Here is a 16,996-nt window from a genome sequence, read left to right as displayed (position 1 = left end):
GACGTGCGGTTTCGTCCGTTCAAACTTTGCCTTTGCCATTCGCGGATCGCCTCATGGTTTGGGGGGTCCCGGCGGACCCGATTCAGCATCGCGCGCCACTTACTCACTGGGAGCGAGAAAATCAAGCGTCAGTTGCCGTTTGCGGGCCCCGATGCCGGCAGCTTCGGCGCTGCGACGATAACCGTTCTCGTCGCCTCGCCGGTCTTCTTCGTCGCCTGCCCTGTCTGGCCCGTCCCGGTGGCGCCGGTCGCGCTCGCGGCGCTGTCGGTCTTCGCGCCGTCGCTCGCGGCAGCGCCCGTGCCAGAGCCGGCTGCCGGCTCTTCGAACCATTCCGGGTGCTTGAGCAGCCACTTCTCGATCGCCTTGACCGCGTTGTAGGACAGCACTTCCATCTGCTTCTTCTTGTTGCGGATCAGCCCCGAGCCGATCAGCGTCTCGCCGTTCAGCCCCTCGAGCACGGTGATCTGCTTGGGCTTCTCGTTCAGCAGCTTCTGCGCCGGGTCGTCCCAGATGTTGACGGTGATGACCAGGACCGACTTGGGCGACAGCACGATCGGGATGCCCGGTGGCGCCAGGGCGTAGCCGTCGACATTGATGCCGAAGTCGTAGAACTTGTCGCCCTTGTAGCGGCCGAAGCGGTCGACCATCGCCTGTTTCAGCGCCGCCTCCCATTCCGCGGCCGTGGCCGAGCGCGAGACCGGGCTCTTCTGGGCGTTCTTGGCGACGACGATGTTGAGGCCGAGCTTGAACGGCCCGAGCGGCGGCGGCGGCTGGTCGAGATCGCCCTTGCCGGCGCAGGCGGCAAGCAGGACGAGACCGCAGAGCGCCGCGAGCAGGCGGACGGGACGGCGGGCGTTGGTCATCGGGTCTCCCTCGGCATCGCGGCCGGCAACGCCCGGCCCGCCTCCGGGCTTAGCCCGCGGGCGCGCGCCACGCAACCGCGGCGGGCTGTCCGACGCCCCGAGGCCTGGCCCGGCCGGGAGGCCACGTCATGGCCTGCGCTTCGAGAAGACACGGCACAGGGCACGGAATCGCGGCCCCGCGCCCCGATCTCGCGGCCGCGACCCGCCGGGGGTCACTTGTCGCGCGGAGAGCGGCGAAGCTGATTGCGGAAGCGGCGAAGGGCATCTTTCCCGCCACCGGGGACGGCCTGCTGCGCATCCAGCTTTTCCTGATGCAGCTTCGCCGCATCCTTCAACCCTGCCGTGGCCGCGCGCAGGGCACGCTGCCGCGAATCCCCCAGCTTGCCGCCGAGTTCTTCGGCCCGCTCGGTCGCGAGGCTGAAAGCGAAGGCGTTGAATTCCGGGCTCCCGGGCTCGGATTGCTCGAACTGATCGCGCATCGGGCCGGGAGACTTGAGATCCTGCAGGAGCTGAAAGACCACCCGGGTCGCAAGGTCGCGGTTCTTCAGCCGATCGTCGTCGCCTTCGCCGAAGAGAAGCCATTCGACGCTGACACCGAGGCTCGTGCACAAAGAGGCGATCGCGATCGCGCGCGGCGAACTCGGCCCGGCAAGGTACTTTTCCATCGCGCTCTTTGAGACGCCCGCCGCTGCTGCCACATCCGCAACAGTCATCTTTTCATGCGTCATGAGCATGCGAAGCCGATCAGAAATATCGAGCTCTTTGAACATCATCCGTCTGCCCACCAAGCTGCGGGTTTACTGAAAAAATTATGCAGTATACGTACTTTTTTGCGGTTTCGCGTACTTAATAATACGCCCGCAATACCCCCCACCGAATCTCGATGCCGCCCATTGTCGCCAAATCAGCAACACCGAGACCATCGCATCATTAACCATTTGTGATACTGCCGGCTAGCCCTGACAAGCCCGATCTGAGCGATCCTGCCAACTATTCGGGCAGCGTGGCACACTTGATGATGATTCGCAGCTCATCCGACCGCCCCGGCCCGCCCTTGCAAGACCTGAATCGGGGATTCGCAACAGCTCCAGCATAGCAGAGAAAGACAAAGGGCTCAGCCATTTTCTGGCCAAGCCCTTGGTATCAGTGGTGAGCCGTACAGGATTCGAACCTGTGACCCACTGATTAAAAGTCAGTTGCTCTACCAACTGAGCTAACGGCCCACTCACGGCGGCTTCTCTAGAAAGAACGCCCGGGGTGGTCAAGGGCGTTCGCGGAAAAAACCGCACGCTCTGGCAAAAAGTTTCCGCGCGGCCTATATCGCCCGCCATGACAGACGCCGCTTCCCCCCAGGGCCTGCCCTTCATGAAGATGCACGGGCTGGGCAACGACTTCGTGGTCATCGACCAGCGGGGGCGGGAGAACCGTGTCTCGGCCGGACTCGCGCGCGCACTCGGCGATCGCCATCGCGGGGTGGGATTCGACCAGCTCGCGGTGATCGAGGAGGATGACGAGGCCGATATCCGGCTGACCTTCTACAACAGCGACGGCTCGATCGCCGGCGCCTGCGGCAACGCCACCCGCTGCGTTTCCGCCCATGTCATGCGCGAAACCGGGGCCGAGCGCCTGACGCTGCGCACCGAGCGCGGGCTGCTGCTGGCCGAGGATGCCGGCGACGGGCTGACCCGGGTCAACATGGGGGCGCCGCAGCTAGACTGGACCGAGGTGCCGCTGGCCCGTGCGATGGACACCCTGGAGCTGCCGCTGCCGGGCGCACCCGTCGCCGTCGGCATGGGCAACCCGCATTGCGTCTTCTTCGTCGAGGATGCCGAGGCGGTGAACGTCGCCGCAGAGGGCAAGCGATTCGAGCATGACCCGCTGTTCCCCGAACGCACCAATGTCGAGTTCGCGGCGCTGGTCGCGCCCGATCACCTGCGGATGCGGGTCTGGGAGCGCGGCGCCGGCATCACCCTGGCCTGCGGCTCGGGCACCTGCGCCACGGCAGTGGCGGCGGCGCGGCGCGGCCTCACCGGGCGGCGCGTCCTCGTCGATGTCGATGGCGGCCGGCTCGAGGTCGATTGGCGCGACGACGGGGTCTGGCTGACAGGCCCCACCGCCCATGTCTTCGACGGCGTGCTGACGCCGGCGTTCCTCGCGGGCCTGGCATGAGCAATCCGCCGATCTTCGCCACCCTCGGCTGCCGGCTCAACGCCTACGAGACCGAGGCGATGAAGGAGCTGTCGCAGGCCGCCGGCCTGGGCGACATGGTCGTGGTCAACACCTGCGCCGTGACCGCAGAGGCGGTGCGCAAGGCCAAGCAGGAGATCCGGCGGCTGCGGCGCGACAATCCCGACGCGACGCTGGTGGTGACCGGCTGCGCCGCCCAGACCGAGCCCGAGACCTTCGCCGCGATGCCCGAGGTCAGCCGCGTGATCGGCAATGTCGAGAAGATGCAGGCGGGCACCTGGACCGCGATGGCGACCCCGGACCTGATCGGCGAGACCGAGAAGGTGCAGGTCGACGACATCATGTCGGTGAAGGAGACCGCAGGCCACCTGATCGACGGCTTCGGCCGCCACCGCGCCTATGTCCAGGTCCAGAACGGCTGCGACCACCGCTGCACCTTCTGCATCATCCCCTATGGCCGCGGCAATTCGCGCTCGGTCCCCGCCGGGGTGGTGGTGGAACAGATCAAGCGGCTGGTCGATCGCGGCTTCAACGAGGTCGTCCTCACCGGGGTCGACCTGACCTCCTGGGGTGCCGACCTGCCGGCCCAGCCCAAGCTGGGCGACCTGGTGATGCGAATCCTCAAGCTGGTGCCCGACCTGGCCCGGCTGCGGATCAGCTCGATCGATTCGATCGAGGCCGACGAGATGCTGATGCAGGCGATCGCCACCGAGCCGCGGCTGATGCCGCATCTCCATCTCAGCCTGCAGGCCGGCGACGACATGATCCTCAAGCGGATGAAGCGCCGCCACCTGCGCGACGACGCCATCGCCTTCTGCGAGGAAGCCCGCAAGCTGCGCCCCGACATCGCCTTCGGCGCCGACATCATCGCCGGCTTCCCGACCGAAACCGAACAGATGTTCGAGAATTCGCTCAGGCTGGTGCAGGACTGCGGCCTGACCTGGCTGCATGTCTTCCCCTACAGCCCGCGCAAGGGCACCCCGGCCGCCCGCATGCCGCAGGTGCCCGGCCCGGCGATCCGCGAGCGCGCGGCGCGGCTGCGGGCGGCCGGCGAAGCGCAGGTCACGGCCCACCTGGCCGCCCAGCTGGGGCAGAGCCACGCGGTGCTGATGGAGGGCCCGCGCCTGGGCCGCACGCCGCAATTCGCCGAGGTCGAATTCGCCGCCGACCAGCCCGAGGGCCGGATCGTCACCGCCGCGATCACCGGCATCAACGGCCAGCGCCTGACCGCCTGAGCGCCCGATTCCCGCCGATCCCGCCTCTGTCCCTCGGGAATCCGCCTTGACGCGCGTCAATGCCAGTCGCCGCAGCGGTGTCATTCTGAACGGCGTTACTGCGGTTCATTTTGGAGGAAGGCATGAAGGGGAAGGCGATTTTCACGGCGCTCGCGATGACGGTTCTCGGCGCGGGCGCGGCATGGGCGCAGGATGCCGAACTCGGCAAGGGGCTCTACATGGACTATTGCGCCACCTGTCACGGTGATCAGGGCAAGGGCGACGGCGACATGTCCGGCGTGATGACGATCCCGGCCTCGAACCTGACGCTGCTGGCCAAGAACAATGGCGGCACGTTCCCGATGCTGAACGTCATCCATGTCATCGACGGCCGCACCGGGGTGAGGGCCCATGGCGGGGCGATGCCGGTCTTCGGCCGGGTGTTCTCGGACAGCGCGATGCGCGGCCCGGAGGATTACCAGAGCGTGGTCGAGGCACGCGGCCGCATCCTGTCGCTGGCGATGTATCTCGAGTCGATCCAGCAGCAGTAGCGCGCCAGAGACGGTCGGGCCGGCCGGCACGACGCCCGGCGGAAGGGTCAGCCTTCCCCGCCGGGCGTTTGTGCGCGGCCGCGTCGCTGCGCGACCAGCAACCCGGCCATCGTGATCGCCGCCAGCCCGATCCCCCCGTTCGCGCCCGGCACCGTGCCGAAGATCGCGGCGTCGATCAGCAGCGCCCAGCCGAGCGCCGAATAGTCGAAGGGCGCGAGCAGCGCGACCGGCGCCCGCGCCGCCGACTCGGTCATGGCAATGGCGCCGATGCCGCCGACCAGCCCGGTGCCGACCAGCGCCGCCATGTCCCGCGCGGCGGGCACGGACCAGCCGAACGGGGCCGTCGCCAGCCCGAGCAGCGTCGTCGCCAGGGCGAACCAGAAGACGATGGCGACGGCTGGCTCGGTCACGGTCATCGCCCGGATATGGACCCGCAGCACCCCCATCACCGCGGCGAATCCCAGGCCGGCCAGCACCCCGGCCAGCGCCCCGCCGCCGGGCAGGCTCAGCGCGTGCCAGAGCATCGCCAGAATACCGCCGAACCCCAGCAGCGCCGCCAGCAGGACCCGGCGGCCCAGCCTCTCGCCCAGCAGCAGCGCCGCCAGCGGCAGGCTGAACAGCGGCGCGAGGAAGGAAAGCGCCTGGGCATTGGCAACCGAAAGCCTGGTGAGAGCGAAGAAGTAACACCCCATGGCCAGCGCACCGAGGACCCCGCGGGCGACATGCAGCCCGGGCCGCCGCGTCGCCAGCGCCGAGAAGCCGCCGCGCCAGGCGGCATAGAGCCCGATCGGCAGCAGCGCCACGGCCGAGCGCCAGAAGATGACCTGGCCCAGCTCGACCCTGCCGCCCAGGCCGTGAACCAGCGCCGACATCGCCGCGACCATCGCCGCCGCGAACAGCCGCAGGGCGATGGCCGAGGGCAGCGCGGTGCGGCGGGCGGCGGCTTCGGCCATTCCCTAGGACGTGGGCGGCACGTCGATCGTGTCGCGCCAGGGCTTGATGTCGACCAGCGGCGTGCCGTCGAAACAGTCGAGCGCGTCGACCGAAATCCGCCCCTCCTCGAGCTCCAGCGCGGTGATCCGCACCGTGGCCAGCGAGACCGGGTTGGGCCGCACCGGCGAGCGCAGGGCGAAGGTGCCGCGCGGGCCGTCGGCATGGCCCGGGGTCTGCACGATCAGGTCGCGCCGGGCCTGATTCATCCAGTAGAGCAGAATGATGGCCTGGCCCGGCTCCAGCCCGGTCAGCCCGTCGCGATAGGCCGGGTCGAGCTCGACGCTAAACGCGCCGCCGCGCTCGCGCGCCTTGCGCAGGTTGCGCGGACAGTCGCCCTTTTTCCACGGCGTGCGCAGCCGGCCGATGAAGGTGATCCCGGCCTCGGCCCGCTCGGCCGGATCGAAGGCCAGGGCAACCTCGCCCGGCCGCATCGGGTTGCGTTCTTCCGTCATGCTGTCTGTCCCGGTTTGCGGATCGTGTCGCCCAGCTCCAGCCGCGGTGTCAGTTCGAGGCGCACCCCCGCCGCGCCCTCGGGCGCGGTGCCGGCGATGATCTCGGCCGCCTTGCGCCCGATCTCGCGCCGGCAGGCATCCATCGTCGCCAGCTGGCAGGGCAGGCCGTCGAGCAACTCGACCCCGTTGAAACCGGCCAGCCCCAGCCGGCCCGGCACGTCGATGCCCTTCTCGAGACACCACAACAGCCCACCGGCACCGATCATGTCGTTGGAGTAATAGAGGAAATCCAGATCGGGCGAGCGCGCCAGCATCGCCTCGGTCATCTCGCGCCCCTTCAGCAGGGCCGAGCCGCCCGAGTAGAATTCGCGATCCTCCAGCGCCAGCCCGGCCTCGGCCAGCCCCTCCTCGAACCCTTCCATCCGTTTCCGCGCCCGGTGGTCGTCGGGCATCTTGGTGCCGAGGAAACCGATCCGGCTATAGCCGGCGGCAATGATCGCCCGCGCCATTTCCAGCCCGGCGCGGCGATGCGAGATGCCAACCATCGAGTCGACCGGCTCGCCGTCGACATCCATGATCTCGACGATCGGGATGCCGGCATTCTCGAGCATCGCCCGCGAGGCGGCGCTGTGCTCGACCCCGGCGATGATCACCCCCGAGGGCCGCCAGGACAGCATCTCGTAGAGCACCCGCTCTTCCTTCTCGGGCCGGTAGTTGGTGACGCCGACCACCGGCTGCAGCGGGGTCTCGTCCAGCACCGCCGAAATGCCGGCCAGCACTTCGGGAAAGACCATGTTGGACAGCGACGGGATGATGACGCCGACCAGGTTGACCCGTTGCGAGGCCAGCGCGCCGGCGATCTTGTTGGGCACGTAGCCCAGCGCCTTGGCCGCGCTCAGCACCTTCTCGCGCGTCGCCTTGGAGACGTCGCCGCGGTTGCGCAGCACCCGGCTGACGGTCATCTCGCTGACGCCGGAGGCTTCGGAGACGTCGCGCAGGGTCAGCGTGCGGCGCGGGACGGGCGGCTGCTGTGTGGTCACCGGTGAACTCTGTTGTCGCTGGGTCTGATCCCTTGTTAGCGCCAAAGCTTTCGCTTGTCCAAGCCCCGCAATGCGGCTATGTTAACGCTAACGGCGCGTGGCGCCGGCGATATCCGGCCTGTCCTGCAAGCTCTCAAAGCGCGACGCCCGGACCCAAGGGGGGAGTGGCGGGCCAAATTCACTCCCCCTTTTTCTTTGCCTGCGGCCCGGCATGGACGCCAGAAAGCCGAAACGGCTGGTTCCCTTGCCCCTTCAAGCCATGATCGTGGCGGGACGTGCGGCCGAGAGCCCAGTGCGAATGCCGATTTTCGCCCCGGAACCCAACGCAAGGGCAGACCTGACTGCCGGCACGCTCTATGCCGTCACAGGCAAGCCCGGCTGGATCTACTACGGACAGGTCAATCCGCACCGGCTTGTCGCCTTCTTCCAGCGGCGCGACCGCGCCATCGCGGATGCAAACTCCGTCCTGTCCTCGCCGGTCATGTCCCTGGTCTTTGTCGCGCCCCCGTCAATCGCACGGGCGCTGCGCTCGGGCAGGTGGAAGAAACTGGGGCGATTCGCGATCAGCCAAGCGGTGGCGACCGCGCGCCGGGTGGTGCAATGGCCGCCGTTCACCACGACGGTAACCATCTGGGACATGGAGCACCCCCTCCACGATACAAAGGCCCGCGATCCCGAGATACAGGCGCTTGAGGTCATCGCGGCCTGGGACGCGGAACAGCACATTCCCGAACGGCTGACCGCCGATTCCGGCGCCGAGCCGGCCGCCTGGCATGTCGGCGGCCCGATCTGGAGGGCGCGTATTCAGAGAGAGGCGTTCGCCCGGTGCTTTCCCGAAAGGCCGGCCCATGGATTGCCCGCCGATTGGGTCCCGGTCGATTGAAACGCGCATTTTTCGCTCCCGGCCCGTCCCAGCGGGTTGAACGACGCGCGGTTTCCCCGCAAAAGAGGCGCAGCGGCCCCGTGGCTCAACTGGATAGAGCAATCCCCTCCTAAGGGATAGGTTGCAGGTTCAAGTCCTGCCGGGGTCACCATCTCTCGACGGCCGTTGCCAATGGGGCAGAAGAGTGCGCGCTTTCGAGTCTCTGTCGCATCTCCACTCCCGGGTGGTCGCGGCAAGCCGGAAACCCTCCGTCACAAGATCCTCCCGGATGCCGCAGGAATGCTGACCGCAGGCACTGGCGTCGCGAAAGGCCTCAGAGCTTCTCGATCGGCTCCGGCACCGCGGCGAACAGGTCGGCGATATAGGCTTGGGCACCACCACCTTGCCGCTCCGGCCGGCCCGAACGACGCGGCGTTCCCCGAGATGCGTTTCCTTCGTCCGACAGTTGGAGGCCTGTCACTCGGGCGTCCCGAGCGGCCGGGGCGCACCCAGGTGACGTGAGAGGACCTTCCCCTTGCTGATCAGCAACCCCGAGATCGCGCGCGCTCTGTCGGGCGTCAGGCGCGATATCGGCCCCGACACCGTCAGGGCCCCGAGCAGCACGTTGCCTTCCCCGAAGACCGGCACGGCCAGGGCGGCCACATCGGGATCGCGCTCGCCGAACGACATCGCGGGCAGGGCCGGGCGAGCGGGGCCCGTGCCCTGGCCACCGGGCCGCTCGCCCCCTGTCAGGACATGGCCTGCGGCCCCGAGCCCGAGCGGGAGGATCGCGCCCTCCTCGACATGATCGCGCACCATCTGTCGCGATTCCTCGCGGAAAAGGCAGACCCGTGCCTCGCCGATGCGACGGTAGAAGGAGGCGCTTTCCCCCGTCTCTTCCCGGAGCGCCCTGAGGAAGGGCCGGATCCGGGCTTCGAGGCCGAAGGCCTGGCGATAGCTCGCCCCCAGGCGCCCGATCGACCAGCCCAGGGTGTAGTTGCCGCTGTCCAGACGCTCCACCAGCCCCGCCCGCTCCAAAGAGACCAGCAGGCGCAGGATCGTGCTCTTGTAGAGACCCGTGCGGCGGTTCAACTCCACCAGGGAGAGGGGCTCGCGCTCCTGGTCGAAGCACAGCAGGATCGACAAGGCCCGGTCGACGGCCGCGACCCCCGTGGGTTGGTCGTCGGAGCTATCCGGAGTCGCGTCAGCCATCCTGGACGATCTTCCGTTCGGGATCTGCGACGGCCGCCCGGCCCGGCGGCATGCCGGCGCTTTCAGGGACATCCTGCTCCGGCCCCGCGGCATTGGCCAGGAAATCGCGGCGCACGCGTTCGAACAGGCCCCCGGCACGCAGCAGGTCCAGCTCGGTTTCCGTCCGGGCCTCCAAGACGCAGTCCAGCGTGGCCGTGCCCGCGGCCGAGGTGATCGTCAGCGTGACCGCTTGCCCCGGCTGGTGCAGAGGTGTCAGGCCGGTGCTCGAGATCTCGATCTCTCCCGTCAGGTCGATCCCTTCGAGCCCGCCCGTTACGGGACGCAGCGGCACGACGCCGACACGGATCAGGTTGGTTCGATGAATGCGCTCGAAACTTCGGGCGACGACGGCGCGCACCCCGAGCAGCCGGGTCCCCTTCGCCGCCCAGTCGCGGGCACTGCCCATGCCGTAGCCGTCCCCGGCGAGAATGACCGCCGCCACCCCGTCGCGGCGATAGCGCGCGGCTGCCGACGTGACCGGAACGATCTCGCCACTCGTCATATGCCTGGTCCACGGCCCGTCCCGCCCGTCGGCCAGCAGGTTGCGCAGCCGCGCATTGGCGAAGGTGCCGCGCAGCATCGCCTCGTGGTTGCCGCGACGACCGGCATAGGTGCCCAGCCTCCCCGTTGCCACGCCCTTGGCCGCGAGGTACCGGCCGGTCTCGCTTTCGCTCGCGATCGGCCCGACCGGGCTGATGTGATCGGTCGTAACCCCGTCGCCGAGAACCAGAAGCGGCCGCGCCCCGGCCAGTTCCCGGACCTGGGCCGAGAAGCCCGGCGCGAAGAAGGGCGGCTCGATGAAATGGGTCGAGCCGGGTTGCCACGGCCAGAACGGGCCGACGGGCCCGGCCTGTTCCGTCCAGCTTTCCGGGGTGACGAAATGGGCCGGCCCGGAACCGATCCTGCCGAGCAGGGCCCTGACCTCCGCCTCGTCGGGCCAGAGATCGGAGAGCAGCACAGGATGGCCTGCGGCATCCGTGCCGACGGGGTCCCGTGTCAGGTCCCGGCACAGGGTCCCGCAAAGGGCAAAAGCGACGACCAGCGCCGGGCTCATCAGGATATTCGAGCGCACCAGCGGGTGAATCCGTGCCTCGAAGTTGCGATTCCCCGACAGGACCGCGGCGACATTCAGACCGCGCCCGGAGATCTGGCGGCTGATCTGCGGGGCGAGCGGGCCCGAATTTCCGACGCAGGTGGCACAGCCGAAGGCCGAGACGGCAAAGCCCAGCGCCTCCAGCGGGGCGAGCAGATCGAGCTGGCCGAGGTATTCGGCCACCCGGCGCGACCCCGGCGCCAGCGAGGTCCGGACATGGGCCGGAACCTTCATCCCGCGCCGCAGCGCGTTTCGCGCCACCAGAGCGGCGGTGATCATGGCGTCGGGATTGGCGGTGTTGGTGCACGAGGTGATCGCGGCGATGACGATATCGCCGGCACGCAAGCCTTCGTCCGAAGCGGTCGGCAAGGCGGCGGGCGAACCCGGCCCCTCGATCACGGAGGGCAAGGCGGCGAGCGGCAGCCGCTGATCCGGGCGCGAGGGTCCGGCCACCGACGGGATGACAAGGTCCAGGTCGAAGTGCAGGCGCCGGTTGTAGGCCACCCCTTCGCCGGGCTGCACGTCGGTCAGGAGATGCGCGCGAATGGTCTGCAGGTGTTCCCGGGGGGCGCCGTTCCGCTCGAGATAGGTCAGGACCTCCGCGTCGAGCGGGAACAGCGCCGAGGTCGCCCCGTATTCCGGCGCCATGTTGGCGATGGTCGCCCGGTCGGCAATGCCGAGCGCGGCAACGCCCGGACCGTGGAATTCGAGCAGCGCCCCGACAACGCCCTGGCGCCGCAGCCACTGCGTCAGCGTCAGGGCGGCATCGGTCGCGCTGACCCCCGGCGGCAGCTTGCCGCAGAGTTCGACCTCGACGAGCTCGGGCGCAGGCAGCGACAGCAAGCCCCCCAGCACCGCCTCTTCGGCCTCGATCCCGCCCGTGCCCCAGCCGAGGACGCCGAGCCCGCCGATCATGGTGGTATGGGAATCCGTGCCGATCACCAGATCGCTGAAGCGCCAGCCATCGCGGCGGCTGACCACCTCGACCAGGGTCTCCATGTGGATCTGGTGAATGATGCCGTTCCCCGGAGGCACGATGGACAGGTTGTCGAAGGCCGCCGCCGCCCAACGGGCGAATTGGTAGCGTTCGGCATTGACCTCCGCCTCGCGCTTCAGATTGTGGGCGAAGGCGCCGGGGCCGCGGTTCTGCTCGATGGTCACCGAGTGGTCGATCACCATGGTCACGGGCACGGCGGGGTTCACCTGCGCAGCGTCGCCCCCTGCCCGCCGGACGGCATCGCGCAGCGCGGCCAGGTCGGTCAGCAGCGGCAGGCCGGACGCATCCTGAAGCACGACCCGGCCCACCGGAAAGCGCAGCTCCTGCCCCGTGCCGGCGGCCTGCGGGGTCCAGCCGACCGCCGTCGCCAGCTCGGCCGCCGACAGCCGTCCTTCGGCGCAGGCCCGTGCGGCGGCTTCGGCAAGCAGGCGGATCGTCCGGGGCACCTGCCCCGCATCCTGCCCATGGGCCGCGAACAGCGCCGCGACGTCAACGTAGCGGTCCCCGTCGGCATCGCTGCGGATATAGGGAAAATCCGTCATACCTCGAGCCATTCCCGTGTGATGTCAGAGCTCTCGGTCAGCTCCCGCGGGCTGCCCTCGAAGACGATCCGGCCATGCCCCATCACCGCGACGCGGGTGGCGACGTCGAGCGCCAGCGACATCTTCTGCTCGATCAGCAGCATGGCGACGCCCCGCGCCCGCACGGCGTGGAAGAACTCGGCCAGCAGTTCGATCACCTTGGGCGCCAGCCCCTCGGTCGGCTCGTCGATCACCAGAACGTCGGGATTGCCGAGCAGGGCGCGGGCCAGCGTCAGCATCTGCTGTTCGCCGCCCGACAGCACGCCGGCCGGCACCTTCAGCCGCTCCTTCAGCCGCGGGAACAGCGCGAAGATGTCCTCGTGGCGCCAGCAGACCTTTGCCGCGCGCGCGGATTCGCCAAGGCGCAGGTTTTCCTCGACCGTCAGCTCCGGAAAGACGTCGCGGTTCTCGGGCACATAGCCGACGCCGAGCTGGGCGATGCGAAAGGTCTTCTCGCCGATCAGTTCCTCTGCGCCCAGATGGATCGAGCCGCGCCGCTCGACCAGCCCGACGATCGCCTTGGCCAGGGTCGAGCGGCCCGAGCCGTTGCGCCCGAGCAACGCGACGATCTCGCCGCCAGCCACCGAGAGCGAGACCCCGCGCAGGACCTGGCTCTTGCCGTAGAACGCTTCCACGTCGCGGATCGTCAGCATTCCGCGCCCTCCTTCCCGGCCGGTGCGTGCTGCCCGAGATAGGCCTCGCGCACCTCGTTGTTTCCGCGGATCTCGTCGGGCGCGCCGCTGGCGACGACCTTCCCGGCGGCCAGCACCGTGATGCGGTCGGCCAGAGAGAAGACGACGCCCATGTCATGCTCGACCACCATCAGCGTCCGGCCTTCGGTCAGGCCCCGGATCAGGTCGATGAAACGATCGGTCTCGGCATGGTTCATGCCGGCGGTGGGTTCGTCGAGCAGCACCACCTGCCGCCCCGAGATCGCCGCCATGCCGATCTCGATCGCGCGCTGCTCGGAATAGCTGAGCTGGTCGCAGGGGATATCGCCGCGACGGCCGAGGCCGATCCTGTCGAGCATCTCGGTCACCTTGTCGGCCAGGTCGCGGATCCCCGCCGCCCGACGCCACAGCGCGCGGTGGTGGCCGGTCTCGATCAGCGCGGCGCAGCGCAGGTTCTCGCGCGCCGACAAGGTGGCGAACAGGCTGTTGATCTGGAAGTTGCGCGCCAGCCCGGAGGCGAAGATGCGCGCCGGGGGCGCCCCGGCGACGTCTCGCCCGAAAAGCCGGATCGACCCCGAGCTTGGGGAAAGCCGGCCGCTGATCAGGTGGAACAGCGTCGACTTGCCCGCCCCGTTGGGGCCGATGACGGCGTGGCGCTCGCCGGGGGCGACACTCAGGCTGACGCCGTCGAAGATGCGGGTCGGACCGAAGGACTTGCACAGGTCGGTCAGTTGCAGCGCGGGGGTCATGGCCTCACCTTTCCAGGGCTTCACGGGAGCAGGCCGCCGACGGCTTCCGGCACAAGGGCAAGAAGGGCGCGGCGGCGAGGACGGCGAGCAGGAGCAGAAGCCCCCAGCCGCGCGGGCCGCTCAGAGTCCCGGCCGCGCCACGGGCAACGGCATAGGCCTCTTCGACCAGCACGACATAAAGCGCCGCGGCCGACAGCACGGCGGCCGCCTCCAGCGCCAGCCGCGCCAGGCCGATCGCCTCGCGGCGCTGGCGCAGCCGCTGCGGCAGCGCCGCCGCCAAGCCCGACAGCCCGCCCGGCGCGAAGAGCACGGTGGCGACGAAGATCACGCCAAGGTGGAAGGGCCAGGCGTCGGTCAGCGACGAGACGACGGAATAGAAGATCACGTAGACCAGCGCCCCGACCACGCTGCCGGCCAGCGAGCCGACGCCGCCGATATAGGTGGCGACGAGGATGGCGCTCGACTGGTCGAGCGACAGGATCTGGGCCGAGACGAGCTCGAAATTGATCGCGATCAGCGCCCCGGCGATCCCGGCGACGAAGGCCGAGAGGCAGAAGGCGCGATAGCGGATGCCCTGCGCGCTCAGCCCGAGGAATTCGACCCGCTCGTCATTGTCGCGCACCGCCCGGCACAGGTCGCCCAGCACGGAAGCGCGGAAGCCCGCGACCAGGACCAGGACGAGGACCAGCCAGACCGCGATCAGCCCGTAGACCTCGACCTGGGGGCCGAAGTCGAACCCGAGGAAGCGGCCGCCCGAGGTCCGGTCGAAGGAGACGCCGGCATCGCCGCCGAAGAAGCCGTCGCGGGTGAGCGCATAGGCATGGACCATCTCGGCGAAGCCCAGGGTGATCATGGCGAAGACGACGCCGGTGCGGCGGGTGTTGAGCAGCCCGAGCACCGCGGCGACGGCAAGCGAGAGCAGACCGCCGGCAAGCGGGGCGTAGGCGATCGAGAACCAGCTCCAGCCGCCGGCCTCGGCCATGTTGGCAAGGTTGGCGACGGCGAAGCCGCCCAGCCCGACATAGAGGGCGTGGCCGAAGGACAGCAGCCCGGTCTGGCCCAGCAGGATGTTGTAGGACAGCGTGGCGACCACCATCGTCGCCATCATGCAGGCGAGGTTCACCGTCGCGTCGCCGCCCGGCACGAAGGGCGCGATCAGCAGCAGGGCGCCGATCGCGGCGGCCACGATGTTCCAGCGGAGCGCGGAGGTCATTGGGAAGCCTTTCCAAGCAGGCCGGCGGGACGCAGGGCGAGAACGAGGACCATCAGCAGGAACGGCAGGAACGGCGCCATCTGCGACAGGGTCATCCCGGCCAGCGGCAGATCGGGAAGCGAGACACCGAGCGCGCGAAAGCCGTCGGCCAGCGAGACGTCGATGCCCACTGCGAAGGTCTGGATCAGTGCGATCAGCAGGCTGGCGAGGAAGGCGCCGGGCAGAGAGCCCATGCCGCCCAGCACGCAGACGACGAAGACGATGGTGCCGACGGCATTGGCCATGCCCGGCTCGGTGACGAAGGCCGCGCCGCCCAGCACGCCGGCCAGTCCCGCCAGCCCGGCGCCGAGGCCGAAGACCAGCATGAAGACCCGCGGCACGTTGTGGCCCAGCGCCTCGACCATGCCGGGATTGCGCAGCGCCGCACGGATCACCAGGCCGACGCGGGTACGGCGCACCAGCAGGTGCAGCCCGAGGACGATGCCCAGCGAGATCGCCGCGATCAGCGCCTTGTAGACCGGGAAGCCGGTGCCGCCGACGCGGAGCAACGGGACGCTGAGCGCGGCGGGGAACTGGTAGGAGACCGAGGCGGTGCCCCAGATCAGCTTGACCCCCTCCTCGATCAGCAGCGCCAGCCCGAAGGTCAGCAGCAGTTCGGCGACATGGCCGTGGCGATGCGCCCGGCGCAGCAGGAACCGCTCGACCGCCATACCCAGCCCCGCGACCAGCAGCGGCGCGACGATCAGCGCCGGGACGAAGCCCAGATGGGGCATCAGCGTGTAGGCCAGGTAGGCGCCCAGCATGTAGAAGCTGGCATGGGCGAAGTTGAGCACGCCCATCAGGCTGAAGACCAGCGTCAGGCCGCTCGTCAGCATGAACAGCAGCAGCCCGTAGGACAGCCCGTGCAGCAGGCTGATCGCGAAGTAATCCATCTCTCCCTCCCTGCGAGGCCGGGGGCAGGACCAGCCCGCCCCCCGGCATGTTGTCCGCTCAGGGGCGTTTCATCCGGCAGGACGTCTCGACCGCGGTCTGCTGCGGCTCGAGCACCATGTCGGTGACGAAGGCGGTGCCGGAATGCTCGGCGTCGTATTTGGCGTCGGCCGGGCCGCCCGCCGCCGCCGTCTTGACCGCGCGCGAGATGTAGAGGCGTTGCAACATCTGGTGATCGGACTTGCGCGCCCAGGCCGGGCCGGTGCCGGCGTCGACCTGCAGGCCTTCCATCGCATAGGCGATGGCCTTCACGTCCCTGGTGCCGGCCTTCTCCATCGCGGCATCGAGCAGGAAGACCATCGTCCGGATGCGCTGGAACAGCCAGTCGTGTCCGGTCTTCCGCTGGTAGACATCCATGAAGCCCTCGATCGGATCGGGCTGGATGTTCTGGTTCCACTCGCTGGCAACATAGATCCGACCGATCGCCGCCGGTCCCATCGCCGCCGGTGCGCCGTAGCCCGAGCCGTAGAAGGTGTAGATATGCAGCTTCAGCCCGGCATCCTTGATCGCCTTGACCAAGAGCGACAGGTCGTTGCCCCAGTTGGCGGTGAAGACGGTATCGGCCCCGCTTTCGGCGATTTTCGAAACGTAAGGCGCGAAATCCTTCACCTGCCCGACCGGGTGCAGCTCGTCGCCGACCACCTTGACGTCGGGCCGCAGCTTGGCGAGTTCGGCCTTGGCGTCCTCCGAGGCCTGCTGCCCCAGCGCGTAGTTCTGGTTGATCAGGTAGATCTTGTGGACGCTCTGGTCGGGGACCAGCTTCTTCATCACCGCGCGGGTCTTCATCGCGACGCTGGCGTCGAAGCGGAAGTGCCAGAAGCTGCAATCCTTGCCGGTCAGATCGTTGTCCAGCGCGGAATGGTCGAGATAGAGCACCGGATCGTCCGGGTGGCGGCGGTTGTACTTGTCGACCGCCTTCACCAGCGCGGCCGCGACCGAGGACGAGTTGCCCTGGGTGACGATGCGGATGCCCTGATCGACCGCCTCGCGGAAGGCCTTGAGCGTTTCCTGCGGATTGCCCTTGCCGTCGATCGAGACGAGCCGGAGCTTCTCGCCCTTGACCCCGCCGGCGGCGTTCACCGCGTCGATCGAGGCCTGCAGGCTGGCGCGCTGCTGCTCGCCGACATTGCCGAAAGCGCCCGACAACCCGTCGAGCTGGGCGATGCGGACGTCCGCCCGGGCCGGCAAGGCCATGGCCAGCGCCGCGGCGACCGCGAATCCGACAAATCCTGTACGCAATTTCATTTCAAGTCCTCCCTTGGTGTTGTTTTCGTGCGGAATTTCGCCGG

At 68.8% G+C, this 16,996-nt stretch carries 16 protein-coding genes and 2 tRNA genes; 5 read left to right on the top strand and 13 right to left on the bottom strand.

Going from position 1 to position 16,996, the window contains the following annotated elements; translation table 11 throughout:
• Nucleotides 1-128: 128 nt before the first annotated feature.
• The 3 genes from ACFOES_RS03030 to ACFOES_RS03020 all read right to left on the bottom strand — a co-directional run bounded on the left by ACFOES_RS03030 (nt 129) and on the right by ACFOES_RS03020 (nt 2,086).
• Nucleotides 129-863, bottom strand: coding sequence for a hypothetical protein (locus ACFOES_RS03030; protein ID WP_377831688.1), 735 nt, complete (start codon nt 861-863; stop codon nt 129-131).
• Nucleotides 864-1,075: 212 nt separating this feature from the next.
• Nucleotides 1,076-1,633 (bottom strand): helix-turn-helix domain-containing protein, encoded by a 558-nt coding sequence (locus ACFOES_RS03025; protein WP_377831686.1) that lies wholly within the window; start codon nt 1,631-1,633, stop codon nt 1,076-1,078.
• Between the two features lie 377 nt (nt 1,634-2,010).
• Nucleotides 2,011-2,086 (bottom strand) — tRNA-Lys (locus ACFOES_RS03020).
• Between the two features lie 106 nt (nt 2,087-2,192).
• On the opposite strand from ACFOES_RS03020, the gene dapF reads away from it, so the two are divergent.
• The 3 genes from dapF to ACFOES_RS03005 all read left to right on the top strand — a co-directional run bounded on the left by dapF (nt 2,193) and on the right by ACFOES_RS03005 (nt 4,815).
• Nucleotides 2,193-3,032 carry a diaminopimelate epimerase gene (gene dapF, locus ACFOES_RS03015; RefSeq protein WP_377831685.1) on the top strand — a complete coding sequence of 280 codons (840 nt, stop codon included), beginning with the start codon at nt 2,193-2,195 and terminating at the stop codon, nt 3,030-3,032.
• Nucleotides 3,029-4,285, top strand: a complete 1,257-nt coding sequence (gene mtaB, locus ACFOES_RS03010; RefSeq protein ID WP_377831683.1) for a tRNA (N(6)-L-threonylcarbamoyladenosine(37)-C(2))-methylthiotransferase MtaB — start codon at nt 3,029-3,031, stop codon at nt 4,283-4,285. The genes dapF and mtaB overlap by 4 nt, the downstream gene beginning before the upstream one ends.
• Before the next feature lie 122 nt (nt 4,286-4,407).
• Nucleotides 4,408-4,815 carry a c-type cytochrome gene (locus tag ACFOES_RS03005; RefSeq protein ID WP_377831681.1) on the top strand — a complete coding sequence of 136 codons (408 nt, stop codon included), beginning with the start codon at nt 4,408-4,410 and terminating at the stop codon, nt 4,813-4,815.
• A 47-nt stretch (nt 4,816-4,862) separates the two neighbouring features.
• Here ACFOES_RS03005 and ACFOES_RS03000 read toward each other — a convergent pair whose 3' ends face one another.
• Genes ACFOES_RS03000 through ACFOES_RS02990 form a run of 3 tightly spaced genes read right to left on the bottom strand, consistent with a single transcriptional unit; the run spans nt 4,863 to nt 7,222 of the window.
• Nucleotides 4,863-5,768 (bottom strand): DMT family transporter, encoded by a 906-nt coding sequence (locus tag ACFOES_RS03000; RefSeq protein ID WP_377831680.1) that lies wholly within the window; start codon nt 5,766-5,768, stop codon nt 4,863-4,865.
• 3 nt (nt 5,769-5,771) lie between these two features.
• Nucleotides 5,772-6,260: a tRNA (N6-threonylcarbamoyladenosine(37)-N6)-methyltransferase TrmO gene (tsaA, locus tag ACFOES_RS02995; RefSeq protein ID WP_377831679.1), complete on the bottom strand. Its 489-nt coding sequence runs from the start codon at nt 6,258-6,260 to the stop codon at nt 5,772-5,774.
• Nucleotides 6,257-7,222, bottom strand: coding sequence for a LacI family DNA-binding transcriptional regulator (locus ACFOES_RS02990; protein WP_377831693.1), 966 nt, complete (start codon nt 7,220-7,222; stop codon nt 6,257-6,259). Before ACFOES_RS02990 ends, tsaA begins: the two co-directional genes overlap by 4 nt.
• Before the next feature lie 289 nt (nt 7,223-7,511).
• Here ACFOES_RS02990 and ACFOES_RS02985 point away from each other — a divergent pair, with 289 nt between their 5' ends.
• Together ACFOES_RS02985 and ACFOES_RS02980 are read left to right on the top strand one after the other, a co-directional pair.
• Entirely contained in the window at nt 7,512-8,183 is a 672-nt protein-coding gene (locus ACFOES_RS02985) for a hypothetical protein (RefSeq protein ID WP_377831678.1), read from the top strand.
• Between the two features lie 74 nt (nt 8,184-8,257).
• Nucleotides 8,258-8,334, top strand: a tRNA-Arg gene (locus ACFOES_RS02980).
• Between the two features lie 305 nt (nt 8,335-8,639).
• Here ACFOES_RS02980 and ACFOES_RS02975 read toward each other — a convergent pair.
• Genes ACFOES_RS02975 through ACFOES_RS02945 form a run of 7 tightly spaced genes read right to left on the bottom strand, consistent with a single transcriptional unit; the run spans nt 8,640 to nt 16,952 of the window.
• The gene (locus tag ACFOES_RS02975) at nt 8,640-9,374 is read right to left on the bottom strand and encodes an IclR family transcriptional regulator (protein ID WP_377831677.1); all 735 of its coding nucleotides are present in this window, start codon (nt 9,372-9,374) and stop codon (nt 8,640-8,642) included.
• Complete coding sequence (gene acnA, locus ACFOES_RS02970) at nt 9,367-12,045, bottom strand: aconitate hydratase (protein ID WP_377831676.1); 2,679 nt, start codon at nt 12,043-12,045, stop codon at nt 9,367-9,369. The genes ACFOES_RS02975 and acnA overlap by 8 nt, the downstream gene beginning before the upstream one ends.
• Nucleotides 12,042-12,737, bottom strand: a complete 696-nt coding sequence (locus ACFOES_RS02965; protein ID WP_377831675.1) for an ABC transporter ATP-binding protein — start codon at nt 12,735-12,737, stop codon at nt 12,042-12,044. Before ACFOES_RS02965 ends, acnA begins: the two co-directional genes overlap by 4 nt.
• Nucleotides 12,731-13,504 (bottom strand): ABC transporter ATP-binding protein, encoded by a 774-nt coding sequence (locus ACFOES_RS02960; protein WP_377831674.1) that lies wholly within the window; start codon nt 13,502-13,504, stop codon nt 12,731-12,733. The genes ACFOES_RS02965 and ACFOES_RS02960 overlap by 7 nt, the downstream gene beginning before the upstream one ends.
• A 4-nt stretch (nt 13,505-13,508) precedes the next feature.
• The gene (locus ACFOES_RS02955; RefSeq protein ID WP_377831673.1) at nt 13,509-14,717 is read right to left on the bottom strand and encodes a branched-chain amino acid ABC transporter permease; all 1,209 of its coding nucleotides are present in this window, start codon (nt 14,715-14,717) and stop codon (nt 13,509-13,511) included.
• Entirely contained in the window at nt 14,714-15,649 is a 936-nt protein-coding gene (locus tag ACFOES_RS02950) for a branched-chain amino acid ABC transporter permease (RefSeq protein WP_377831672.1), read from the bottom strand. Before ACFOES_RS02950 ends, ACFOES_RS02955 begins: the two co-directional genes overlap by 4 nt.
• Nucleotides 15,650-15,707: 58 nt before the next feature.
• Nucleotides 15,708-16,952 (bottom strand): branched-chain amino acid ABC transporter substrate-binding protein, encoded by a 1,245-nt coding sequence (locus ACFOES_RS02945; protein WP_377831671.1) that lies wholly within the window; start codon nt 16,950-16,952, stop codon nt 15,708-15,710.
• Nucleotides 16,953-16,996: the final 44 nt, after the last annotated feature.

This window comes from Acidimangrovimonas pyrenivorans (assembly GCF_042643245.1).
In the GTDB taxonomy this organism is placed as follows: domain Bacteria; phylum Pseudomonadota; class Alphaproteobacteria; order Rhodobacterales; family Rhodobacteraceae; genus Acidimangrovimonas; species Acidimangrovimonas pyrenivorans.
The sequence above is the reverse complement of the archived record's forward strand: the minus strand, read 5'-3'. Positions and strand labels throughout refer to the sequence as shown.